The 24,774-nt window shown below is 58.7% G+C and carries 17 protein-coding genes; 7 read left to right on the top strand and 10 right to left on the bottom strand.

Annotated elements, in window-relative coordinates; genetic code table 11:
• Positions 1–87: 87 nt before the first annotated feature.
• The 7 genes from PRZ01_RS13465 to queF all read right to left on the bottom strand — a co-directional run bounded on the left by PRZ01_RS13465 (position 88) and on the right by queF (position 7,919).
• Positions 88–2,085, bottom strand: coding sequence for an ABC-F family ATP-binding cassette domain-containing protein (locus tag PRZ01_RS13465; RefSeq protein WP_273597315.1), 1,998 nt, complete (start codon positions 2,083–2,085; stop codon positions 88–90).
• Positions 2,082–2,975 carry a 50S ribosomal protein L3 N(5)-glutamine methyltransferase gene (gene prmB / locus PRZ01_RS13460; RefSeq protein ID WP_273597314.1) on the bottom strand — a complete coding sequence of 298 codons (894 nt, stop codon included), beginning with the start codon at positions 2,973–2,975 and terminating at the stop codon, positions 2,082–2,084. The genes PRZ01_RS13465 and prmB overlap by 4 nt, the downstream gene beginning before the upstream one ends.
• The gene (gene dapE / locus PRZ01_RS13455; RefSeq protein ID WP_273597313.1) at positions 2,972–4,117 is read right to left on the bottom strand and encodes a succinyl-diaminopimelate desuccinylase; all 1,146 of its coding nucleotides are present in this window, start codon (positions 4,115–4,117) and stop codon (positions 2,972–2,974) included. Before dapE ends, prmB begins: the two co-directional genes overlap by 4 nt.
• A 7-nt stretch (positions 4,118–4,124) precedes the next feature.
• The gene (locus PRZ01_RS13450) at positions 4,125–5,285 is read right to left on the bottom strand and encodes a PilT/PilU family type 4a pilus ATPase (protein WP_273597312.1); all 1,161 of its coding nucleotides are present in this window, start codon (positions 5,283–5,285) and stop codon (positions 4,125–4,127) included.
• Between the two features lie 97 nt (positions 5,286–5,382).
• Positions 5,383–6,204 carry a 2,3,4,5-tetrahydropyridine-2,6-dicarboxylate N-succinyltransferase gene (gene dapD / locus PRZ01_RS13445; protein ID WP_273597311.1) on the bottom strand — a complete coding sequence of 274 codons (822 nt, stop codon included), beginning with the start codon at positions 6,202–6,204 and terminating at the stop codon, positions 5,383–5,385.
• A 42-nt stretch (positions 6,205–6,246) separates the two neighbouring features.
• Entirely contained in the window at positions 6,247–7,476 is a 1,230-nt protein-coding gene (gene dapC / locus PRZ01_RS13440; protein WP_273597310.1) for a succinyldiaminopimelate transaminase, read from the bottom strand.
• A gap of 11 nt (positions 7,477–7,487) precedes the next feature.
• Positions 7,488–7,919: a preQ(1) synthase gene (queF, locus tag PRZ01_RS13435; RefSeq protein WP_273597349.1), complete on the bottom strand. Its 432-nt coding sequence runs from the start codon at positions 7,917–7,919 to the stop codon at positions 7,488–7,490.
• A 496-nt stretch (positions 7,920–8,415) separates the two neighbouring features.
• On the opposite strand from queF, the gene smc reads away from it, so the two are divergent.
• Entirely contained in the window at positions 8,416–11,931 is a 3,516-nt protein-coding gene (smc, locus tag PRZ01_RS13430; RefSeq protein ID WP_273597309.1) for a chromosome segregation protein SMC, read from the top strand.
• Entirely contained in the window at positions 11,928–13,025 is a 1,098-nt protein-coding gene (locus tag PRZ01_RS13425) for a cell division protein ZipA C-terminal FtsZ-binding domain-containing protein (RefSeq protein ID WP_273597308.1), read from the top strand. Before smc ends, PRZ01_RS13425 begins: the two co-directional genes overlap by 4 nt.
• Before the next feature lie 49 nt (positions 13,026–13,074).
• Here the strand turns inward: PRZ01_RS13425 and PRZ01_RS13420 are convergent, their stop codons facing one another.
• From PRZ01_RS13420 to PRZ01_RS13410, 3 genes are all read right to left on the bottom strand, one after another.
• Entirely contained in the window at positions 13,075–13,542 is a 468-nt protein-coding gene (locus PRZ01_RS13420) for a type 2 periplasmic-binding domain-containing protein (protein ID WP_273597307.1), read from the bottom strand.
• Between the two features lie 9 nt (positions 13,543–13,551).
• Positions 13,552–14,520, bottom strand: coding sequence for a hypothetical protein (locus PRZ01_RS13415; RefSeq protein WP_273597306.1), 969 nt, complete (start codon positions 14,518–14,520; stop codon positions 13,552–13,554).
• 301 nt (positions 14,521–14,821) lie between these two features.
• Positions 14,822–15,607, bottom strand: a complete 786-nt coding sequence (locus PRZ01_RS13410; RefSeq protein ID WP_273597305.1) for a substrate-binding periplasmic protein — start codon at positions 15,605–15,607, stop codon at positions 14,822–14,824.
• Between the two features lie 212 nt (positions 15,608–15,819).
• On the opposite strand from PRZ01_RS13410, the gene PRZ01_RS13405 reads away from it, so the two are divergent.
• The 5 genes from PRZ01_RS13405 to prsR all read left to right on the top strand — a co-directional run bounded on the left by PRZ01_RS13405 (position 15,820) and on the right by prsR (position 24,760).
• Positions 15,820–17,118, top strand: coding sequence for a polyamine export protein PaeA (locus PRZ01_RS13405; RefSeq protein ID WP_273597304.1), 1,299 nt, complete (start codon positions 15,820–15,822; stop codon positions 17,116–17,118).
• Between the two features lie 102 nt (positions 17,119–17,220).
• Complete coding sequence (ligA, locus tag PRZ01_RS13400) at positions 17,221–19,344, top strand: NAD-dependent DNA ligase LigA (RefSeq protein ID WP_273597303.1); 2,124 nt, start codon at positions 17,221–17,223, stop codon at positions 19,342–19,344.
• Between the two features lie 430 nt (positions 19,345–19,774).
• Positions 19,775–21,157 carry a TIGR03013 family XrtA/PEP-CTERM system glycosyltransferase gene (locus PRZ01_RS13395; protein ID WP_273597302.1) on the top strand — a complete coding sequence of 461 codons (1,383 nt, stop codon included), beginning with the start codon at positions 19,775–19,777 and terminating at the stop codon, positions 21,155–21,157.
• A 109-nt stretch (positions 21,158–21,266) separates the two neighbouring features.
• Complete coding sequence (gene prsK / locus PRZ01_RS13390) at positions 21,267–23,393, top strand: XrtA/PEP-CTERM system histidine kinase PrsK (protein ID WP_338111473.1); 2,127 nt, start codon at positions 21,267–21,269, stop codon at positions 23,391–23,393.
• Complete coding sequence (prsR, locus tag PRZ01_RS13385; protein ID WP_273597301.1) at positions 23,390–24,760, top strand: PEP-CTERM-box response regulator transcription factor; 1,371 nt, start codon at positions 23,390–23,392, stop codon at positions 24,758–24,760. Before prsK ends, prsR begins: the two co-directional genes overlap by 4 nt.
• Positions 24,761–24,774 lie beyond the last annotated feature (14 nt).

The following is a 24,774-nucleotide window of genomic DNA, read 5'->3' as shown; positions in this document are numbered from 1 at the left end:
AGCGGTCAAGGTGCTGGGGCGCAGCCAGGCTTTGGCGAAAAAAATGGGCCCGCAGGCCCATTTCGATCCATTGCATTAATGCCGTGCTCAACTCGCTGCTTGCATGGCGTCCAGCTCGGCGCTGAGTTCCAGCCAGCGCAATTCGGCGGACTCCAAATCGTCGTGAAGGCCTTTCAGGCGCCGACCCAACTCGGCAATCTGGGTGGGTGCGGCAGTGCCGGCGGCGAGTTCCGCTTCGACGGCGCTTCGTTCATCGGCCAGCTTGTTGAGCCGGGCGTCGATGGATTCCATCTCTTTACGCAGCGGGCGGGTTTGTTCGGCCAGCCGTTGGCGGGCTTGGCCGCTGAGCTTGCGGTCTTCGCGAGCAGCAGGTTTGGCGGCGGCTTCCACAGGGGCGGCCACGACTGCAGCGGGCGCAGGGGCAGCCGCCGTTTTGCCGAAATTCTTGCTGGCTTGCTTGGCGGCTTCCTTGGCTTGTTTGGCAGCCTCCTTGCTTTGATCAAGCAACCAGCGCTGGTAGTCGTCCAGATCACCATCGAAGGGGGCCACCACGCCTTTGCTCACCAGCCAGAATTCATCACACACTTCGCGAAGCAAGGCACGGTCGTGACTGACCAGCATCACGGTACCTTCAAACTCGTTCAAGGCCATCGAGAGCGCCTCGCGAGTGTTCAAGTCGAGGTGGTTGGTGGGTTCGTCCAGCAGCAACAGGTTGGGGCGTTGCCAGACCAACATGGCCAGTACCAGGCGCGCTTTTTCGCCGCCGGAGAGACTGCCCACCTGCTGATTCACCATCTCGCCGACAAAGCGGAACTGGCCCAGGAAGTCGCGCAGTTCCTGCTCGCGTGCACCCGGGCTGCATTCTTTGGCCAGGCGCACCATGTGTGAGAGCGGGCCTTCATCGGGGCGTAGCACGTCCATCTCTTGTTGGGCGAAGTAACCGATGGTCAGGCCCTTGCCTTCGGTGATCTTGCCGGCCAGCGCACGGTGCATGCGGGCTACGGTTTTTACCACCGTTGACTTGCCTTGTCCGTTGGCGCCCAGAATACCAATGCGCTGGCCCGCCAACACCGAGCGGTTGATGCCGCGCACGATGATGTTCTCGACGCCGTCAACTTCGTAGCCGCAGGCGACTTCGTCGAACATCAGCATCGGGTTGGGCAGGCTGGCAGGTTCTCGGAATTCGAAATTGAAGTCCGACGCAGCCAAGACCGGCGCCAACTTTTCCATGCGTTCCAACGCCTTGACCCGGCTTTGCGCCTGCTTTGCCTTGCTGGCCTTGGCCTTGAAGCGGTCAATGAATTTCTGCAGATGGGCGATGCGGTCTTGCTGCTTGCCAAATGCCGCTTGCTGTTGCTCCATGCGTTCGGCGCGCATGGACTCAAAGGCGGTGTAGTTGCCGCCGTAGCGATGCAGCTTGGCTTCGTCAAGGTGGAGCGTGACTTTGGTGATGGCGTCCAAGAATTCCCGGTCGTGGCTGATCACGATCAGCGTGCCGTCGTAACGCTGCAACCAGGCTTCCAACCAAACCAGGGCGTCCAAGTCCAAGTGGTTGGTGGGTTCGTCCAGCAACATCAACTCGGCCGGGCACATCAAGGCGCGGGCGAGTTGCAGGCGCATGCGCCAGCCGCCCGAGAAGCTGTTCACCGGGGCATCGACCTGCTCGCCCTTGAAGCCGAGGCCCATCAGCAGCGCTTGGGCGCGGGGTTTGGCGTCAAACGCACCCGCATCCATCAGCAGTGCGTGGGCATCCGCCATGGCGTGGCCGTCTTCCGCGGCTTCGGCGTCGTCCAAGGCCTTGCGGGCGGCCATCAGGCGGATGTCGCCTTCCAGCACATAGTCGGTCGCGGAGTCCTCGGTTTCAGGCATGTTCTGCGCCACTTCACCCACGGCCCATTGGCGGGGAATGTCTACATCGCCCTTGTCGCTTTGGAGGCGGTCGGTCAGCAGCGCGAAAAGGCTGGACTTGCCGGCGCCGTTGCGTCCCACCAAGCCAACTTTTTCACCGGGCTGCAAGGTGACGCTGGCGTCATCCAACACCACTTTGCTTCCCCGGCGCAGGGTGATATTGCGCAGGGTGATCATCGGGTCAGGCCCTGCGTGGGATTTGATTTCAAAAGGGCCTCTCGGGTCACCAACAACACTTGATCCTCTCCGGCCGATGTTTCCATCCAGGCCACTTCCAATTGCGGGAATGCCGCCTCAAAAAAAACACGTTCATTGCCGATTTCCAGCACCAGCACGCCATGTGTCGTGAGATGGTCAGGAATTGAGTTCAGCAACTTACGCACAAAGTCCATCCCGTCTGCGCCGCCGGCCAGGGCCAACTCGGGCTCAGCCTGGTATTCAGCCGGCAACTTCGACATCGAGTCACTGTTGACGTAGGGCGGGTTGCACAGCACCAGGTCATAACGGCGATCACCAGCGGGCTGTAGCCCGTCGCCATGCAGCAGCGTGATGCGGTCTTGCAAGCCGTGTTTTTCAAGATTGATGCGGGCAACAGCCAGCGCGTCGGCGCTCAGATCGATGGCGTCGACTTGAATCTCAGGCCACGCCATTGCCGCCAGAATCGCCAAACTACCGTTACCGGTGCAAAGGTCCAGGGCATGGCTGGTTTGGTCGGAAAGCCAGGCGTCGATGCTCGCGTCCGCGATGAGCTCCGCAATAAAGCTGCGCGGCACGATGGCGCGCTCGTCCACGTAAAACGGCACGCCCTGCAACCAGGCTTCGTGTGTGAGGTAGGCGGCGGGCCTGCGGGTGGAGATGCGTTGCTCGATCAGGGCGGCAACCTCGTTTTGCTGCGCTTCGGTCAAGGCTTGGTCGGCGTGATCGTCCAGCGCGTCAAGCGGCAAGCCAAGTCGCCACATGACCAGCCATGCGGCTTCATCAAAGGCGTTGGTAGTGCCATGTCCAAATGAAACGCCCGCCTCAGTCAGGCGGGCGGCGTGCTTGTCAATGCAGGCAATCAGGTTCACAGCAGCAGGTTCTCCAGCGTGCGTCGGTAGATGTTCTTGAGCGGCTCCAGACTGTCGGCCGGGAGGTATTCGTCAATCTTGTGAATGCTCGCGTTGATGGGGCCGAACTCCAGGACTTGGGGGCAGATTTTTGCGATGAAACGGCCGTCCGACGTGCCGCCGGTGGTCGACAAGGCGGGCTGCACACCTGTTTCGGCAACGATGGCGGCGGTCATCGCGGCACTCAACGCGCCGATCGGGGTCAGAAATGGCTCTCCGCCCAAGGTCCAGTCCAGCGCATATTCAAGGTCGTGGCGTGCCAGCAGCGACTGCACCTTGTACTTGAGCGACTCAGGCGTGGATTCGGTCGAAAAACGGAAGTTGAAATCGATCACCATCTCGCCGGGAATGACGTTGGTCGCACCTGTCCCGGCGTTGACGTTGGAGATCTGAAAAGTGGTGGCCGGAAAGTAGTCGTTGCCATAGTCCCACAGCGTGGACACCAATTCCGCGATGGCCGGCGCGGCTTGATGCACCGGGTTGCGCGCCAACTGCGGGTAGGCCACGTGCCCTTGAACGCCTTTGATGCGCAACTTGCCGCTGAGCGTGCCGCGGCGGCCATTTTTGACCATGTCGCCCACCTGCTCGACCGAGGTGGGTTCGCCGACGATGCAGTAATCCAGGCGCTGGCCCTGGGCTTTCAATTGTTCGCAGCAAACTTTGGTGCCGTCGATGGAGGGGCCTTCTTCATCACTGGTCAACAAGAACGCCACGCTGCCGGGAGGCTGTGGGTTTGCCGCGTAAAACTCCTCCACGGCCACCACCATGGCAGCCAAAGAGCCTTTCATGTCGGCCGTACCCCGGCCGTAGATACGTCCATCACGGTAGGTGGGCACAAAGGGATCGGAGGTCCATGCATCCAGGCGGCCCGGTGGCACAACGTCGGTATGGCCGGCAAACATCAAGACCGGGCCATTGCTGGCGCCCGGCTTGATGGCCCACAAATTACTCACACGAAAGGAGTCGGGGCCGCTGTCCATTCGGTGTAGTTCGAAGCCGAGTGCGGACAAGCGGCCGCCGATCAGCTCAATACATCCGGCATCCTCGGGGGTGACGGACGGGCGCGCAATCAAGGCTTCCAGCAGGGAGAGAGTGGTGCTCATCGGGGGGTCAGTCGTTCCGGATGTCCAACGTGATTTCAGTGAAGCTGGCCTCATCACTGGCAGCTTCTTCGTTCTTACCAGCTCGGCTCGAGCCTTTTGGAGCCGTCGTGTCGTTTTGCAATCGCCACAGCAGATTGGTCGGTGAGTCGGCGAAGGCAAGGCCTTCTTCACGGGTGATGGTGCCGTCCTTGATCAGCTTCGCGAAGTGCTCTTCATAGGTCTGCGAGCCCTCGGCAATCGACTTCTCCATGGCCTCCTTGACGGATGGGAAGTCGCCTTGCTCGATGAATTCGCCAATCAATTTGGTGTTGAGCAGAATTTCGATGACGGGGATGCGCCCCCCCGCCGTGGCCTTGACCAAGCGCTGGGACACGATGGACTTCAAACCTGCGGCCAGGTCGTTCAACAAGGCGGGTCGAGATTCCGGCGTGTAGAACGACAAGATTCGATTCAGTGCGTGATAACTGTTATTGCCATGCAAGGTTGCCAGCACCAAGTGGCCTGACAGTGCATATGAAATCGCGGCGGTCATGGTTTCGCGGTCGCGGATTTCGCCAATCAAGATGCAGTCTGGCGATTGGCGCAGTGCATTCTTCAGCGCCACTTGCAAAGACGCGGTGTCGCGTCCTACTTCACGTTGGTTCACCACGGAGCGCTTGTTGGAGAACAAGTATTCCAGCGGATCTTCAATGGTCAGGATATGCCCCGCCATATTCATGTTGCGCTGCTCCAGCATGGACGCCAGCGTCGTGCTTTTGCCTGTGCCGGTTGCGCCCACCATCAAAATCAGGCCGCGCTTTTCGAGCACCAGCTTGCCCAGAACTGAGGGCAGATTGAGTTGCTCCAGCGACGGAATGACATGCGGGATGTGCCGAAATACGCCCGCGATGGTGCCGCGCTGGCGAAAACCCGAGAGCCGGAAACTGCCCACCTTGCTGATGGATACCGCCATATTGAGCTCGCCCGTCTGGTCCAACTCCGCCAGGTGGCTGGGCTCCAGCACCTCGGCCAGTAATTGCCGAGGCTGGGTCGGTGAGAGCAATTGGTCGGACAACTGCACGATCTGCCCGTTCAGGCGGATCAGTACCGGCATATTGGCCGAAAGATAGACGTCGGATGCACCCTTGTCCGCCATCAGGCGCAGGATGCGCTCCATGTTTCCTGACATCGCTACTTACCTCGGCGTCGTTGGGTCGTTGGGTCGGTGAATCGTTAACGTGGCAGGGCGGCATGACGCCGGGCCCCGAGGGCTGGCGTCACGGCGTTCAGGCGCGCAGCAGGTCGTTGATGCTGGTCTTGGCGCGGGTTTGTGCATCCACACGCTTCACGATCACTGCGCAATACAAGCTGTACTTGCCATCGGCAGACGGCAAATTGCCACTCACCACCACCGAGCCGGACGGGATGCGGCCATAGCTCACTTCGCCCGTGGCACGGTCGTAGATCTTGGTGCTTTGGCCGATGTACACGCCCATGGAGATGACCGAGTTTTCTTCCACGATCACGCCTTCCACCACTTCGGAGCGGGCGCCGATGAAGCAGTTGTCCTCGATGATGGTGGGGTTGGCTTGCAGCGGCTCCAGCACGCCGCCAATGCCGACGCCGCCGCTCAGGTGCACGTTTTTACCGATCTGTGCGCAGGAACCGACGGTTGCCCAGGTGTCGACCATGGCGCCTTCATCCACATAGGCGCCGATGTTGACGTAGGAGGGCATCAAAATCACGTTCTTGGCCAGGAAGCTGCCGCGGCGGGCCACGGCAGGTGGCACCACGCGCACGCCCATGGCGCGAATGGCTTCCTCTGACAAGCCTGCAAACTTGGTGGGCACCTTGTCGAAGAAGTTCAGGTCACCGGAGCCCATGAGTTGGTTGTCATTCAGGCGGAATGACAGCAGCACGGCCTTTTTGATCCACTGGTGCACGGTCCACTGGCCCACGGCTTGGCGCTCAGCCACACGCAGACGGCCTGCGTCCAGTTCGGCAATCACGTGCTCCACGGCATCGCGCACTTCGGGCGAGGTGCTGGCGTTGAGGGAGGCGCGGCCTTCCCAGGCTTGGTCGATGATGGCTTGCAATTGTTGGGTCATGGGAGATGGGGTGTAAAAAATAAGGGCTGTCTGCAAGGCAGCTCAGGTAAGGGTTCGCGCAAAAGCGGCGATTCGTTCCGCGGCTTCAAGGCATTCGGCCGTTTCCGCGACCAAGGCCAACCGGATGCGCCCGGCGCCCGGATTCACACCGTGCGCTTCACGCGCCAGCAAACTGCCTGGCAGCACGGCGACATTGTATTGAGCGAGCAGCGCCTGAGAGAAGGCGATGTCGTCGCCATTCAGGAAGGACTTCGGCACTTCGGCCCACAGGTAGAAGCCGGCGTCAGGCAAGGCCACGTTCAAATGCGCTGCCAAGACCGGTGTGACGTGTGCGAACTTGGCGCGGTACTGGGCTCGATTGGCAATGACATGTGCCTCGTCGCCCCAGGCGGCGATGCTCGCGGCTTGCACCATCGGGTTCATGGCACTGCCGTGATAGGTGCGGTAGAGCAAGAAGCGCTTCATGATCGCCGCATCGCCCGCGACGAAGCCAGAGCGCAGCCCTGGCACATTGCTGCGCTTGGACAGGCTGGTGAAGGCGATCAAATTGCGGAAGTCGTGGCGGCCCAACCGAGCGGCGGCTTCCAAGCCACTCAATGGCGCTTCATCGCGGAAGTAGATTTCCGAGTAGCACTCATCCGACGCAATCACGAAGCCATGGCGGTCAGACAACTCAAACAGCGTCTTCCATTCGTCCAGCGGCATGACTGCACCGGTTGGGTTGCCCGGGGAACAGACATAGAGCAACTGCGTGCGCGCCCAGGTGGCCTCGTCGATTTGAGACCAATCTGCCGCGAAATTGCGCGCCGGGTCACTGTTGGCGAATGCTGTCTGCGCCCCCGCCAGTAGCGCAGCGCCTTCATAGATTTGATAAAACGGGTTGGGGCAAACCACGGTGGCGCCAGGGCGATTGGGGTCAATCACCGTTTGGGCCAGTGCGAACAGGGCCTCGCGCGAACCGTTCACCGGCAGCACCTGGGTTGTGGCGTCCAATGTGAGTCCGTAGCGGCGCGAAATCCATGCCGAGATGGCCTCACGCAGTGCCGGCTCCCCGGCTGTGGCCGGATAGACCGACAAGCTCTTCACGCTGGCGATCAGCGCGTCTTCAATCAGCTTGGGCGCCGGGTGCTTGGGCTCACCAATCCCCAGGCTGATCGGGCGCAGCGCAGGGTTGGGCGTGACGCCCTTGTTGAGGGCCCGCAAACGTTCGAACGGATAGGGATGAAGCCGATCAAGTAATGGGTTATGCGGCACGGACACGGATGAAGGCATCGGCGTGACTCTCAGCGCAACAAACCAGACTCGAAGCCGTGCGCGGGCAGATCCACGCGGGGCTGCGGCTTCCATCCCTTTTGACGATGTTCCACCACCACATTGGTGTAGATGCCGCCCCGCACATACCACTTGGCAGTGATGCGGATGAAGCGCGGCTGGGTCACTTTGACGATATCTTCCAGAATGGTGTTGGTGACCTTTTCGTGGAAGGCGCCTTCATCGCGGTAGCTCCAGAAGTACATTTTCAGGCTTTTCAACTCGACGCAATATTTGTCCGCAATCATGTCGATGGTGAAATGCGCAAAGTCGGGTTGGCCGGTCAATGGGCAATGGCAGGTGAACTCGGGCACCTGGAACTGGATCACATAGTCCCGCTCCGGGGCAGGGTTAGGAAAAACGTGCAGCTCTTTGCTGGGGCGCGAAGGCGGGTTGGGCGGCATCTCCCGCATGGCGGGCGCTGCCACTGCGGCTTTTGTCGGGGCTTTGCGTTTGGCTGCTACTTTGGAGCCAGGGGCGGGAGCGGCGGCAGTGGCGGTCTTTGCGGCAACGCCAGCAGATTTGGGCGAGGGGGTCTTGGCCATGAGTTCAGTGCCAGCGCGCGCACCTGGGCACCCGGCTGGAGATTCAAAAAATGGGAAGCTGCGATGGTATCACCGCACCCGTCATTTACCGGCGGGGCCGGGTGCTTTGTTTCGATAAATCAAGGGCTTAGAACTTGTCCGTAACTCATTCGCAATTGGCCAAGGTCACCTGGCGGCCACTTTGAGCGAATGATTGCATGGCAAATCTTCGTGATACCTCGGGTGTCCGCGCCGGCTCGAGCCGCAATGCTATGATTTAACGAAGTTGAAGCGCCAAAAAGTGGCGCTTTTTTTCAAATAAATCAATGGCTTAGCCGTACTTTTGGGGTTGCAGCCCTGTGAATGCCAAGCACGCATGCGTCTGAACTCGATCAAGCTCTCGGGCTTCAAGTCCTTTGCCGATCCGACGGTCTTTCAGCTGCCCGGCCAATTGGTGGGGGTGGTGGGGCCCAACGGGTGTGGCAAATCCAACATCATGGACGCGGTGCGCTGGGTGTTGGGCGAAAGCAAGGCCTCGGAGCTGCGCGGCGAGTCCATGCAGGACGTGATTTTCAACGGTTCAGGCAACCGCAAGCCGGCCAGCCGCTCTAGCGTTGAGCTGGTGTTTTCCAATGAAGACGGCCGGGCCGGTGGACAGTGGAGCCAGTTTTCTGAAATCGCGGTCAAGCGGCTTCTGACCCGGGACGGCACCAGCAGCTACTTCATCAACAACCAGCCGGTACGTCGGCGGGACGTGCAAGACGTGTTTCTGGGCACGGGTTTGGGCCCACGTGCTTACGCCATCATCGGCCAGGGCACCATCAGTCGCATCATCGAGAGCAAGCCAGAAGAGATGCGCATGTTCTTGGAGGAGGCAGCGGGCGTCTCCAAGTACAAAGAGCGCCGCCGCGAAACCGAAAATCGCCTGAAGGACACCCGCGAGAATTTGACGCGCGTGGACGACATTCTTCGTGAGTTGAACAGCAACCTCGACAAGCTTGAAAAGCAGGCGGAAGTGGCGGCCACCTACCGGAGCTTGCAAGACGCCGGCACGCTCAAGCTGCATCAATTGTGGTTCTTGAAGCACCGGGATGCCACCTCTGAACAAGGGCGCGTCAAGGCCGAGTATCTGGAGGCCGTCAATGGCCTCGAATCTCGCATGGCTGAGTTGCGTCATGTCGAGGCTGAGCTTGAAACCGTGCGTCAGGCGCATTACGCCGCGGGCGATGAATTGCATGCCTCGCAAGGGCGCTACGCCGAGGCGCAACTGGAAGTCAGCCGGCTTGAAGAGCGCATTCGCTATGTGGTGGAAGGGCGCCAGCGGGTGGAGTCCCGGCTGCTTGAATTGCAGGCGCAGAACAACCAATGGCTGGAGCGTTCACAGCAAGCTCAAGATGAGTTGGAAACCATTGCCGAGCAAATCGCCACCGCCGAAGAGCAAAGCGAGATTCTTGCTGCGCAGGCTGAAGAGCAGCAGGCAAATCTGCCCAATTCAGAAGATGCCGTGCGTGCCGCACAAAGCCGTGCCAACGAACAGCGCGCGGTGGTCGTGCAAGTTCAGCAGCAGATCCAGGTGTTGGCTGCGGAGAGCCGCAATATCGAGGAGCAATCGCGGCAACTGCGGGGGCGGCGCGAGCGGCTGGCCGCTGAGCGGCAAGGTTTGGCGGTACCCGATGCCGATCGTTTGGCCGAGTTGAAACGCCAAAGTGAATCGGCTCACGAAGCCCGCGATCTCGCCGATGCTCGCCTGCATGAAGCGCAAGAACTGACGCCTTTGCTGGACGAGGCGCGCCGCGCTGCGCAGCAGGACGCGAACCAGCAACTCAGCCGGCAAAGCGATCTTTCGGCGCGCCTGGATGCTTTGCGTGCCTTGCAAGAAAAAGTGCAAACCGAAGGCAAGCTCAAGCCATGGTTGGCCCGGCACGGCCTGGACGGCCTGGCCGGTTTGTGGACCAAACTGCACATTCAAGCGGGTTGGGAGAGTGCCCTGGAGGCCGCGCTGCGTGAGCGCATGGGGGCCTTGGCCGTGGGTCGCCTGGAGACCGTGCGCGCATTTGTCGACGATGCACCGCCGGCGCGCCTGGCCTTTTATTCGATACCGGCTGCATTCATCGCCAACACCCACGAAACCCTGCCTCGCTTGACCGACTTGCTGCGGCTGGAGGACGCCGGCTTGAAGGCCTTGCTGAACGACTGGTTGGAGGGCGTGTACACGGCAGCCTCGATGGACGAGGCCTTGGCCGCGCGTGAGCGCTTGAGCCATGGGGAGCTCATCATGACCGCCGGCGGCCACGCCGTCAGCCAATTCGCGGTGAGCTTTTACGCCCCCGATACTGAGCAAGCCGGCATGCTGGCCCGGGCACAGGAAATCGAGCACTTGGTGTTGGAGCTTCGTGCGCAACAACTGATCGCTGAAGAGGCAAAAAGTGCCTTGATCCGCGCCGAGGCGGGGGCGACCGAAGCGTCTCAGCGCCTGTTGGGGCTGCGGCGTGAATCGGGCGAGGCTCAGAACCGGGCGCATCAATTGCAAGTTGAGTTGTTGCGCTTGTCCAGTCAGGCCGAGGCTGCCAGTACACGCCGCACACAGCTTGAAGAAGAGTTGTTTGAAATCGACGCGCAGGCCGAAGAGTTGCAAGAGCGCCGCGTCACCGGTGAAGCGCGCTTTGAAGAGTTGGACATGCAACTCGCGACCACGCAAGAGCGCCATGCCGAACTAGACGACGCCGTGATATTGGCTGAGCGGCGCCTGGGCGAGGCCCGCGAGCAGCTGCGTGCGCTGGAGCGGCGAGCCCAGGAAGCGCAGTTCAGCGCGCGTGCGCTGGCTTCGCGCCGCGCTGAATTGCAGCGCGCCATCGAGACGGCGGTTCAGCAGCAGCAAACCAACCAGCAGTCTGCAGAAAGCTTGGCGCGCGAGTTGGGCTCTTTGAACGACGCGGCTGCGCAAGCCGGTCTGCAAGACGCGCTGGCCATGAAAATGGAACGTGAGCAAGCCTTGGCCGCCGTGCGCAGCAACTATGACGATTTGAGCCTGCGCTTGCGCAAGGCCGATGAACAGCGCCTGACCTTTGAGCGCAGCCTGGATCCCTTGCGCGAGCGCATCACCAAATTGCAGCTTGAAGAACAGGCGGCGCAGTTGGGCGGCGCGCAGTACATGGAACAACTTGCAGCCGCCGCTGTTGACCTGGAGGCTCTGGCGCAGTCGGTGGAGGCCGGGCAGGTCAAGCTCTATGGCCTGCAAGGTGAAATTGATCGTATCAACCGAGATGTTGCGGCCTTGGGTGCGGTCAATTTGGCGGCACTTGACGAATTGACCGCGGCCCGGGAACGCAAAACTTTCCTGGATGCGCAGTGTGCCGATTTGCAGTCGGCCATGAAGACACTGGAAGACGCCATCCACAAGATCGACCTGGAAACCCGCGACCTGCTGGGTGCGACTTTCGATCAGGTCAATCTACATTTTGGGCGCATGTTCCCGACCTTGTTTGGGGGCGGGCAAGCAAAACTGGTGATGACGGGCGACGAAATTCTGGATGCCGGCATCCAGGTGATGGCGCAGCCGCCCGGCAAGAAGAACAGCACCATTCACTTGCTGTCGGGCGGTGAGAAGGCGCTGACGGCGATCGCCTTGGTGTTTGCGATCTTCCAACTCAATCCGGCGCCGTTTTGCTTGCTGGACGAAGTGGATGCGCCCTTGGATGACGCTAACACAGAACGTTATGCCAAATTGGTGGCGGAGATGAGCAGCGGCACGCAGTTTCTCTTCATCTCACACAACAAGATTGCAATGGAAATGGCTGAACAATTGATCGGGGTGACGATGCAAGAGCAGGGGGTTTCCCGCATTGTGGCGGTGGATATGGACAAGGCGCTTGCCATGGCGGAGGCCGCATGACATTGACCTCTTTGCTGGCAATTCTGGGCGGCTTGATTCTTGCCGTTGTCGTGGCCCATGGCGCGTGGAGCGCCCGCAAGGCCGGGCCGCGCCGTGCCGAACAACTTGAACCCATGATGGACGGGACACGCCATGAGCCTGGAATGGCCGCGCAGGGTTCGCCGCAAGGTACGCTTGATGACTCGATGGCTTTCAATAGTACCGCGAGTGATGACAGTTATGTGGCGGCTGATCAGACCGCTCCTGCCGTTGCTCGGCCCATGCGCAAACCATCCGCTCGCATTGACGCGCTGATCGACGCTATCGCCACTTTGACCCTGGAGCAGCCCATCAGCGGTGAAATGGCCTTGTCCCATTTGCCCGGCAGTCGACGTGCGGGAACCAAGCCGTTTCATATCGAAGGCATGAACGCTGAAACCGGTGACTGGGAGTTGCCCGCTGCGGGGCAACGTTATGGCGAATTTCAGGCCGGCGTGCAAATGGCCAATCGAAGCGGCGCCATGAACGAAATCGAGTACTCGGAGTTTTTGCAGAAGGTGCAAGGCTTCGCCGATGGCGTGGGTGCATTTGCGCAATTTCCAGATATGTTGGACGTGGTGGGGCGTGCGCGTGAGCTCGATCATTTCGCGGGGGACCATGACGCCCAGTTGGCCGTGGTACTGCGGGCGCGCAATGCCGCATGGACATTGGGTTATGTGCAGCAAATGGCGTTACGGCACGGCTTTGTGCCGGGGGCCATTCCGGGCCGGTTGGTGATGGCCTCGCAAGATGAAGGCGCACCGCCCATTCTTTCGCTGAGCTTTGATGCCCAGGCCGCGTTGGCAGAAAACCCCCAGCAATCGTCGCTGAGGGAATTGGCCTTGGCCTTGGATGTGCCGCAAACGGCCGAGGCATTGGAGCCGTTTGCCTCCTGGCAAGAAGCGGCCCGAGGACTGGCTCGCGACATGGACGCCGACGTGTGTGACGACCGCGGGCAGATTCTCAATCTGCATGCGTTTGCTTCCATTGGCCAAGAACTCAGCACGCTCTACAAGGCCTTGGCCTCGCGTGACTTGGCGGCAGGCAGCCAGGCTGCCCGAAGGCTGTTTTCCTGATCTGACGCGTGAAACTTGTGTTGCTGGCGCGGGCTGCGCGCCGGGCGCATCAGTGCAGGTTCAATACTTCACGCACGCTTGAGTCCAGGTCAGCTCGGTCGATGTAGCCCATCAGCAGGGGATTGCCAGCCACTAGGCGCTTCATTGCTGTGGGGTCTCCGGTATCGATGGGGGGTTGGCCTCGACCGGTGAAGATCATGCGCGCCCAGTAGGCTGTCATTTGTGATCCGTCACGTTTGGCAATGCTGCGGTAGAAGGCCTCGCGTGTTGCGTTGCCTTCTGCCAAGTCCAAGGTTTGTACTTTCTTGTTGATCCCGGGCAGGCTGTTGCTCTTGCCCAAAAACAGATCTGAGACGACGTCGATTGACACGCTGTTGATGCCACTGTTGGGCGAAACAATCAGAACGATATCGGCGATACCTCGCAAGGGCAGGGCGCACAAAATGACGAGCAGGCCTGCAGTCAACTTGCGATGCTGGCCGCTCTGGCGTGGGATGAAATGGGGCGCGGATTTCATGGCCTGCGCTCAGTAGAAAAAATCCAGCATCAGGCTGAGTACATTCAATGAGCTGCCTCGCGGCGTGCCGGGTGTCACGTTCTGCAAGGTGCCGTAAGAATTGCTGCTCAGCTGAATATGGTCAACCTGTATTTTCAGGTCCAGATGGCGCATGGGGTCCCAGCGCAGGCCGGCTGCATAACTGCGCTGCGCGACGGGAGGCTGGCCAGTATCGCTGCGCGGGCGCAGTTCAGACACACTGGCAAATGGCGTCAGCGTTTCAATGTGGATCCCTGTAAGCACATAGGCGGCATCTCGTGTGATCTTCAAACCCTTGGCGTCATTGTTGACTGCACGAACCCACTCCGAACTGATGAACCAACGACCGGGGTCATAGGTCGCACCGAGTGAATAGAACATGCCCAGCGGCGGGTTTTGGTTGTCGACATGGCGACCTTCTACCGCAAGATGAAGGGAAAAGTCGCCGTGTTCAATGGTGTCGAACAGGCCACCCACGTCGGTGGAGTGCACGTGCTGACCGCGTGTATTGATGACGGTGCGACGACCATACAACACCGATAGATCATGCTTGAAATCCCCGGTGCTGAAACGAATGCGTGCATCGATGCCATCGCTTTCACGCAATACGAGCAGGCGATATACCTCAATAGGCGGACGAGCGGTCACGTTGCTGTACCCGACTCGGCGAGAGTCCGATGCCATGAAGCTGGCGATGCCGATCCGGCCCAGGCGAAGACTGAGGTCCGGGGCTAGGGCATAGCTGACGTTCGCCCAAGTGACCGCTGGACGGTAGCTGCCGTCCCAGCTGTATTCCGACACAACCTGAAGCAACGCCGACAACTGCGGTGTGAGGTTGGCGGTGAGTTGCGCGCCCAGGCGGCTGTCGATGTCGGGGCTGGGATTGCGGTGGCGACCGACGCCGAACGGTTGCAGATTGTCGAAGGTGTAGTCGGCACGATCCTGGCTGGATTTCGCCATGCCGAGTGTGCCAAATGCATTCAAGGTCAAACGGGGCGCTTGCCCTGTTTCAGGAGGCTGAAACGTTCCGGCCGAGTCAACGGCGTTTGGCAAGGTTGAAGTGGGTGCTGGCGTGAAGGTCTGCGCCATGGCTGCGGTCAAACCGAAAACGAGTCCTAGGGCAATCAAGGTGCGCGCGTTGATCTTGCCCGCTGACTGTGGCCAAGCGTCCCCTCTGGCACAGCAGGGTTCGGGCGAAAGGATTGGACGTCGCATAGGCTGACACGTTGAGGCTGAGTGCTTGTGTGCAAATGATCAACGGTCAGGGGTCGAGGTAAGCGTTGATCAGGCGTTCCATATCTTGCCTTTTTCCGAAACGGTCAATGCCCTCATCCAGCATCCGCAACAGCGCTAGTGAGCCTGGCCCCTTGGCAGAAACCGCCAGATTCAAGTCCCGCGCCAGTGCGCCGGGCAGCGGCTTCATGGCTAAATTGCCGTCGACCAGCAAGGTGCGCAACTTGGGGTCGACCAGGTACATGCCCGCCACCGTTTCACGGCTGTCAATGACCAGGTCACAGCGACCCAGGTGCAGCTTGGTGATCAATTGTTCATAGCTGCGGGTGACACCGCGATCCACATCTTTTGTGGCCAGCCCAAACGCTTCGAATCGATACCCGCCCAGCCCGCAAACATGCAATTTGTGGATGTCCGCCATGGAGTCCATCGTCAAACCTTCCGGGTGAGTTTTGCGCGAATAGAGCACGACAGCATGCGTTGAAAAGTAGGGCTTGCTGAGCCACAGGCCGTTGGATTCGGCTTCCTCCCGGCCCACGTTGATGGCCACTTGAATCCGATCCTCCATGACTTCGCGCAGGCAGCGGGCCCAGGGCAGTAGTTGCACTTGCAAGTCCAGCCCTTTCGATGTGGCGATCGATTTCAGCAGATCCACGCTGATGCCAGTCAAACTGCCCGTGGCTTGCCCATTGACCCGCTTGGCAAATGTGAACGGGGGAGTCTCTGCGCGATCTGCGCAGGCCGTCAACTTCTCCGCAAGGGCAAAAGGCGTACACCCAAACAGCAAGAGGGAAAAAACGGCTTGAAGACGCATCGTTAAGCTCGAAAGGCTTTCTTGTTGTTCAGCCAGAACCCGGTGAGTTTGGAAATTATGGGCCTGTATCTCCGGTCTAGGTCCGGCATATCTTGGTGAATAGTGAATTCTTGCGACACAGAACCTGAACCGCTTAATTGTCGAGTCGGTTCTCTGGCTTGAGGACGCGGGGTCGCTACACTGGCTGCGCCGCTTGTTTCCGGAGAGTTGGATTGCCTACCAGTTTTGTCATCATTGTCTTGCTGATCGCTGGAAGTGCATTTTTCTCCGTAGCGGAGTTGTCGCTGGCCGCCTCCCGACGTTTGAAGTTGCAACAGTTGGTTGATGAAGGGGATGTGCGAGCTGCACGCGTGCTCACGGTTCAAGAGCAACCGGGCTACTACTTCACGGTGGTACAGATTGGGGTCAACACCGTCGCCATCCTGGGCGGCATCGTCGGCGAGGGGGCTTTGACGCCGCATTTTGAAGCTGCGCTGATGTTGATCACCAGTGTGGAGCGGGCGCAGTCCCTCGGTTTTGCGCTGTCATTCATGAGTATCACAGCGCTATTTATTGTGCTGGCTGACCTGGTGCCAAAGCGTTTGGGCATGAATGAGCCCGAGCGGATGGCGATGATTGTGGTGGGTCCGATGCTGACCCTGGTCACTGTGTTGAAGCCCTTGGCTTGGGCCTTTAGCAGCTTGACGGAAGCGCTCATCCGACTTATGGGCATGCCGGCCGCGCGCGATAACAGCATCACGCATTGGGATATTTTGGCGCTTGCTGAGGCCGGTAATCAGGCCGGCGTGGTGGCTGATGCCGAGCAGCAGATGATCGAAAACGTCTTCGAGCTGGATACACGGCGTGTTGAAAGCGCCATGACTACGCGCGAGCGGGTGGTGTTTTTCTCCCTGGACGATGACGACACTCTGATCCGCAATCGAATCGCTGCGGACCCGCATTCCACCTATCTGGTGTGCGAAGGGGAGATCGATGAGGTCGTCGGTTACGTTGACTCCACCGATTTGTTTCAGCGCGTGTTGCAGGGTGAAACCATCAATCTGCGTACCAATCAGTCGGCAGGTTTGCTCAAAAAGGTGTTGATCGTCCCGGATCGATTGACGCTCTCGGAAGTGTTGGCGCAATTTCGCCAGGCCCACGAAGACTTCGCCGTCATTGTGAATGAATACAGCCTGGTGGTGGGCATCATCACCTTGAATGACGTGATGAGCACGGTGATGGGCAGCTTGGTCTCTTCGCATGACGAGGAGCAGATCGTCCGCCGTGATGACGGCTCATTTCTGGCTGACGGCATTACGCCGATCCCAGACGTTCAGCGTGCGCTTGAGCTCGAAGCGTGGCCGCATGCTGGCCAATATGACACTTTGGCCGGTTTCCTGATGGTAATGCTCCGGCGCATTCCAAAACGCACTGATCAGGTGCTGTGGGAAGGATGGCGCTTTGAGGTGGTGGATGTTGACAGTCACCGGGTAGATCAGGTCATGATTACAAGGGTGCCACCCACGCCCTGATGAACGGAATCCGCCCCAGTTCGGGTTCATGACCCGGCGTTCACGAACGCGAAATTCAAGGCATTTTTTGAGAAGGGCGCGCAGCTGAAAGACAATGCCGGCATGAGTCAGAATTTCAGCCCGGCCAGTTTGCCCTTGCCCTTGTCATCTACGTCGTTATCAACGCCCTCAGCGCAAACTCCCGCCGAACAGGCGGCCGCACTGCGCGCCACACTGCAGCACCATGCCCATTTGTACTACGTGCTGGACCAGCCTGTGCTGCCGGATGCGGAGTACGACATGCTCTTCCAGGCGCTGCAGAAGCTGGAAGCTGAATACCCCGAATTGCTCACACCGGATTCACCCACCCAGCGGATCCTTGGCAAGGTCTTGGCGGGCTTCGCGCCGGTGCCGCACACCGTGCCCATGCTCAGCATCAGAACCGAGACCGATACCGAGGCGACTGGGGCGGAAAATTTCGACGCCCGGGTGCGTCGAGAGTTGGAGTTACCTCCCGAGGCGCCTCCGGTGGTGTACGCGGCCGAACTCAAGTTTGACGGCCTGGCTATCAATTTGCGCTACGAACAAGGCGTGCTGGTGCGGGCAGCCACGCGCGGAGATGGGGAAACAGGTGAGGACGTCACTCAGAACATTCGCACCATTGGGCAAATTCCTTTGCGTTTGACCGGCACCGTGGCCCCTGTGATCGAGGTGCGCGGCGAGGTGTACATGCGTCGCGATGACTTTGAGGGGCTGAATGAGCGACAGCGCCAGGTCGGTGACAAAACGTTTGTGAATCCACGCAATGCGGCTGCCGGTGCCGTTCGGCAGCTGGACTCTCGCATTGCGGCCCAGCGTCCGCTGAGTTTTTTTGCGTATGGCTTGGGCGATGTCCAAGGCTGGGAGACGCCCGCAAGCCACGAGAGCGTCATGGATGCGTTGGCTGCTTTCGGCATGCCGGTTTGTGAGCATCGTTCACGGGTTGCTGGCGCGGCAGGCTTGGTAGCTTTCCACCAGAAAATGGGCGCCCAGCGCGACAGTCTTCCCTTCGACATTGACGGGGTGGTCTACAAAGTCAACGACCGGGCTTTACAGCAGCGGCTGGGCTTTGTCAGCCGCGAACCGCGTTGGGCTGTGGCGCACAAATACCCCGCCCAGGAACAAATGACAACTTTGCTGGGCATCGATATCCAGGTAGGGCGCACCGGAAAATTAACGCCTGTCGCCAAGTTGGCGCCCGTTTTCGTAGGTGGCACCACGGTCAGCAATGCCACCTTACACAATGAGGATGAAGCCCGGCGCAAAGACGTGCGGGTGGGTGACACGGTGATCGTCCGCCGCGCTGGTGATGTCATTCCAGAAGTCGTTGGCGTGGTGCTCGAGCGGCGGCCGGCGGATGTCGGCGAGCCCTTCGACATGGTTCAGCGCCTGGGTGGGAAGTGCCCGATCTGCCAGAGCGATATCGCCAAAGAAGCGAGTGAAGCGCGTACCTCGGTCGACTGGCGCTGTACCGGTGGGCTTTTTTGTCCGGCGCAGCGAAAGCAGGCAATCCTGCACTTCGCCGGACGGCGTGCGATGGACATTGAGGGCTTGGGCGATAAATTGGTGGACCAACTGGTTGATGCAGGTATCGTGACCCAGTTGCCCGGGCTTTACAAACTGGGTATCGCCAAATTGGCCGCGCTGGATCGCATGGCCGAAAAAAGCGCCCAAAACATTGTTGATGCGTTAGAAAAAAGCAAGCAAACCACTCTGGCGCGGTTTTTGTTTGGCCTTGGGCTGCGGCAAGTGGGGGAGGCTACGGCCAAAGACCTTGCCCGGCATTTTGGCAGCCTGGACAAAGTGAGGGACGCGTCCACAGAGCAATTGCTGGAGGTGCGCGATGTTGGACCTATCGTGGCCCAAAGCATTCATGACTTCTTTTCTCAGGCGCACAACCGGGAGGTTGTCGAACAACTCCGTGCCGCTGGCGTGACTTGGGCTGAAGGCTCGGGCGAGGCTGCCAATCGAGGTCCGCAACCATTGCTAGGAAAAACCCTTGTGCTGACCGGCACATTGCCCACCTTGGGCCGTGATCAGGCCAAAGACCTGATTGAAGCGGCTGGTGGCAAGGTCAGCGGGTCAGTCTCCAAGAAAACCAGCTACCTGGTGGCGGGCGAAGAGGCGGGTAGCAAGCTGGAAAAGGCACGGGAGTTGGGGCTGACGATTCTTGACGAGGCCGGCTTGCAGCGTTTGCTCGAGGGTTGATCGCAGGGGCTGACATCGGCGCGGTGTCGTGTTGGGTACCCCGCATGCGGTTAGTGCACAACGTCATTTGACAAAGACTTTCGGTAGCGTGCAATACGCACGTTCATTGCCTTGCTTTGTCACGCGGGAAAGCACGACTTGCGCTCTACTTTGCACCACTTGACGAGCAGGGCTTTTTCACAAGGCGCAGGTAGGCACGAAAGTGCGAATTTCTACCTGAGCGCCCCCTTCAAACGGGGGGCTTTCATTCAGCAACAGTGCAGGCATTATGGCTGCGCGAATCAGGGTAAATCTCAGCGCAAGATTTTGCTCAGGATTCGGGTTCGAATGTCAGTCTTTGCGGTGGAAAGTGTCAAACCGATGCCAAGGTTATGACGCTTTTAAGGGCCTTGCATCGAATCAGTTGAAGTGCAGTTCACAGGGGAAAAAAATGGTTCGAATTTTCAATCACTACTTGCACAGGCAAACATTGCTCCACGTCCTCTTTGACTTGGGCTTGATCTTGTTTGCTGTTGTTGCTGTTGTCCTGAGTCAAGGGGATGCCGTAGTGACGACCATTCCCTTTGTTGCCTCTCATGGGCTGTCACTGGCAGGATGCATGTTTGTCATCAATTCGGCGAGTGGTTTGTATCAGCCGGTGCACAACCGCTCCGTCACCGAGTCTTGTGCTCGCGCTTTGCTGGGCTTGATGTTCGGCTTGCCATTGGCCTACGCCATCTTCAGCTTGCTGCCCACCAATGCCGGACACCGTGAACTGATCACCATTGGCGCCATGGTTGCCGTAGCGGCTGTGATGGCCCACCGGGTTTATGCAGCGCACTCGAGCACACAATCCCGTCTGCGCAGCCGTATATTAATTTTTGGGTGCGGCGAGGCAGCCAAGTCGGTCGGTGCTACCTTGAAGGTCTCCGACCCGCACGCTGAAATCGTTGGGTACCTGCCCGGCCCCAATGAAGAGAAATTTTGCGTGGCTGCTGAGCAAACGCTCACGATGCAAGGTACCTTGACTGACACCGCTCGCCGTCTCAATGTGGACGAGATCGTGGTTGCATTGTCAGAGCGCCGTGGCGGCAGTATGCCCATGCGCCAGCTGCTGGATTGCAAGCTCTACGGCATCCGTGTGGTTGATATCGCGACGCACTTTGAAAAGACATTGGCGCAGATCAAGATCAACCACGTCAACGCCGGTTGGTTGATTTTTGGCGATGGCTTCAATCAAGGTGTGGTTCGCACCGCCGTCAAGCGGGTGTTTGACGTGGTGTCGGCGTCTCTGATTTTTCTGGCAGCCTTTCCGGTGATGCTGGTGACGGCTGTTGCCATCAAACTGGAATCAGCAGGCCCGATTTTCTATCGGCAAGAGCGGGTTGGCCTCAATGGCAAGCCGTTCAAAGTCATCAAATTCCGCAGCATGCGCACCGACGCCGAGAAAGACGGCAAACCCCGTTGGGCGACGCTCAACGACGATCGGGTGACCAAGGTAGGCCGTTTTATCCGCAAGGTACGCATTGATGAGTTGCCTCAGCTGCTCAATGTGCTGCAAGGCGACATGAGCATGGTGGGGCCACGCCCTGAGCGCCAGTACTTTGTGGATGAACTGATCAGCAAAATTCCTTATTTTGCAGTGCGCCAAAGCGTTAAGCCTGGCGTGACGGGATGGGCGCAGGTGCGCTACGAATACGGCTCTACGGTCGAAGATTCCGTTGAGAAACTTCAATACGACCTCTACTACGTCAAGAATCACACCATGTTCCTCGACATGTTGATCATGTTAGAAACCGTCGCTGTCGTGCTGACCGGCAAGGGCGCACGCTAAGTGTTGTGGCCCCGTGGGTTGCGCCGGTGATCTGCAACACTGATATTGGTAATTACAGCAGGCGTTATATTGCACGTTCTGCGGTCTTGATTGCGTGATCCAATCAAGCATGCTCAATGGCTTGATTGATCTGAGATTGATTTGCGACTGCTTGGCGATGCTGGCTTATGCCGCATTCGCCCTGGTTTTTAGTGCGCGCCTGTGGTGGGCACGAACCGTTCCCGCAAACTCTGTTTCTTACGCATTTTTTCTGGCACTCAGCTGCAGTGCCCTGTGGGCCGGGCTGAGCGCGGCCGGGCAACTGCTGCACAACCCGCCACTGATCCAGGCGTGCTTGCTGCCACTGGCGGATTTGCTTCGCTACGCCTGCTGGTTTGTTTTCTTGATGCTCTTGCTGCGGCCAGGCGCCGAAGCCAAAGACATTTCGCCCCCATTTCAATTTCTGCCCTTTGTTCTGCTGTGTCTGGGTGGCGCGTTGGGCTTGATCGCGTTGCGCGCCTACGACGTAAGCTGGGCGCCGATATTGGCGCGGCCCTTCGCATTTTCTTCGCTCACCCAAGCAGTGATGGGTTTGCTCTTGGTTGAGCAGTTGCTGCGCAATGCCTCAGAAGATTCTCGCTGGAACGCCAAACCCGTGTGCCTGGGTTTGGGGGCCATATTTGTCTTCGACCTGTTCATCTACTCCCAAGTTGCGCTGTTTCGCGAATTCGACAGCGACGCGCTGAGTGTGCGTGCCGCCGTGCACGCAAGTGCGGTGCCCTTGCTTTATATGGCATCCCGGCGCCATGTGGATTGGCTGAATAAATTGCACGTTTCTCGCGCTGCTGTTTTTCACTCGGCCAGTTTGCTGCTGGTTGGCGGCTATCTGCTGTTGGTGTCAGCACTCGGGTATTACGTCCGCTTTACCGGCGGTGAATGGGGGCGTGCCCTGCAACTTGCCCTGGTGGCCTGCGCGCTAGTTGGCTTGGCTGTTCTGGTGCTTTCCGGCGCTATCCGGTCCCGGCTCAAGGTCTACATCAGCAAGAATTTTTTCAACTATCGCTACGACTATCGAGAGGAATGGCTGCGGTTTACGGCAACACTTTCTTCGGGCGATGCCTCTCAAAGCATGGGCGAAACCGTGATTCGGGCTTTGGCCAATTTGGTGGAGAGTCCTTCCGGCGCCTTGTGGCTGCAACGTAGCCCGCAGTCAGGTATGGTTCAGACGGCTCGCTGGAATTTACCCCCGGTGGCAGAGCCCGAGTCCAGCCAGTCACCTTTCTGCAGTTTCTTGCGCCGTCAGGCGTGGATTATTGATTTGGACCAAGTTCGATCGACCCCTGGCGCCCACCAGAGCTTGACGGTCCCGCCGTGGATATTGGAGGACGCTCGTTACTGGCTTGTCATCCCCTTGTTGGTGGGTGACGATCTGTTGGGGTTCGTGGTGCTCGGCCGCGCCAGGGCCGTTGTCGAGATCAATTGGGAAGTTCGCGATCTGTTGAAAACGGCCAGTCGTCAAGCGTCCAGCTATTTGGCCCAGATGCAGGCCACGGAGGCGCTGCTCGAGTCCAAGAAATTTGACTCCTTCAATCGCATGTCGGCCTTTGTTGTGCATGATTTGAAAAACATCGTCACCCAGCTTTCCTTGATGCTAAAGAACGCCAAGCGTTTGCGTGATAACCCCGAATTTCAGCAAGACATGCTAGACACTGTCGAAAATTCGCTCGAAAAAATGCGCCAGTTGATGTTGCAACTGCGCGAGGGCGAAAAACCCCACGGCGTCGCCAGCGGTGTCGATTTGGCACAAATTCTCAAACAATTGGCGGCATCAGCTGCCGCCAAAGGCCGCAGCCTTGAATTGAAATTGCAGGCTGGCGTCAGCACTCGGGGTCACGAGCAACGCATAGAGCGGGTGATAGGGCATGTTGTACAAAACGCCTTGGACGCGACAGGCCAAGCGGGCGAAGTTTCAGCGGTTCTCGACCAAGCGGGCAGTCAAGCTCGGGTGAAAATTTTCGACAACGGTTGTGGCATGACTGAAGAATTTATTCAAAATCGCCTCTTCAAGCCCTTCCAGACCACCAAAGAAACCGGGATGGGTATTGGTGCCTACGAAAGCTTCCAATATTTACAGGAATTGGGAGGGAAAATAACGGTGGAAAGCAAAATCAACCAAGGTACGGTTGTTACCATCCTGATGCCACTGTTTCATGCATCGCCCCAAGGCGAGTCGGTTGATCATCGCGTCCACTCATGAGTTCTGAACACCCTATGCCTTCTCCGCTGCTGATTGTGGAAGACGACTTGGCCTTGCAAAAGCAACTCAAGTGGTCGTTGGATCGGTTTGACTCGGTCGTGGCGGATGACGTGGCCTCCGCTGTCCTGCAATTCCGGCGATTCAATCCAGCAGTAGTCACCATGGATTTGGGCCTTCCTCCTGATCGTGACTCTGTTTCAGAGGGCTTTCGGTGCTTGGAGAAATTGTTGGAACTCGATCCCGCCGTCAAAGTCATTGTTTTAACGGGTCAAAACGATCAGTCCAATGCCTTGCGTGCTATAGGGATGGGCGCCTATGATTTTTTGGCGAAACCGGTTGAACCTGAGGTTTTGAGCTTGACCGTCGAGCGTGCCTACCGCTTGTACGAGTTGCAGCAAGAAAATCGTCGACTGCAAGCGCTTCAGCAATCTGAAGCACTTGGCGGTTTGGTCACCCGCGATGCGGGCATGCAGCGCATCTGCCGCACCATTGAAAAGGTCGCCAGCAGCGACGCCACGGTTTTGCTGCTGGGTGAAAGTGGCACGGGTAAGGAGTTGCTGGCGCAGGGCATCCACGATGCATCCAAACGCAAAGGGCGATTCGTCGCCATCAACTGCGCGGCAATTCCGGAAAATTTGCTTGAAAGCGAATTGTTTGGCTACGAAAAGGGCGCGTTCACTGGCGCTTCAAAAACCACCGTTGGCAAGATCGAAACCGCTCATGGCGGCACGCTCATGCTCGACGAAATTGGCGATCTGCCCATGTCCTTGCAGGCGAAATTGCTTCGATTCTTGCAAGAAAGAACCATTGAGCGAGTTGGCGGACGGCAAGAGATTCCAATCGACGTTCGCGTGGTCGGTGCGACGCATCAAAATCTGAAAGGTCAAATTGCTGAAGGGCAATTTCGCGAAGACTTGTACTATCGTCTGGCTGAAATTGTGCTGGAGATTCCGCCCCTGCGGGACCGCTGTGGCGATGCGGTCCTGTTGGCCAATGTATTTTTGAAAAAATATGCTGGAGATAAGCGCAAGACAGGCATGAGTTTTTCAGAAGAGGTCTTGCGTGCGATCGAAAGCTATCACTGGCCTGGCAATGTTCGAGAACTTCAAAATATCATTCGACGTGCCTCTATTATGGCTGACGGTGATCGAATTGCTATGCAAGATATTGACCTGCCGGCGCCAGTCGCTGAAGCGGATGAAGATGTTGGCGCATTGAGCTTAAAAACTGCCCGCGAACGAGCAGAGCGCGATGCCATCGTGACCGCGCTCGCGCGGGCCAACGGAAATATAGGAAAAGCAGCTCAGTTGTTGGGTATAAGTCGCCCGACTTTGTATGACTTGATGGCCAAGCTTCAAATAACTTGATATGGAAATTGGGA

The organism is Roseateles koreensis (genome assembly GCF_028595305.1).
GTDB classification, from domain to species: Bacteria; Pseudomonadota; Gammaproteobacteria; order Burkholderiales; family Burkholderiaceae_C; genus Paucibacter_A; species Paucibacter_A koreensis.
The sequence above is the reverse complement of the archived record's forward strand: the minus strand, read 5'-3'. Positions and strand labels throughout refer to the sequence as shown.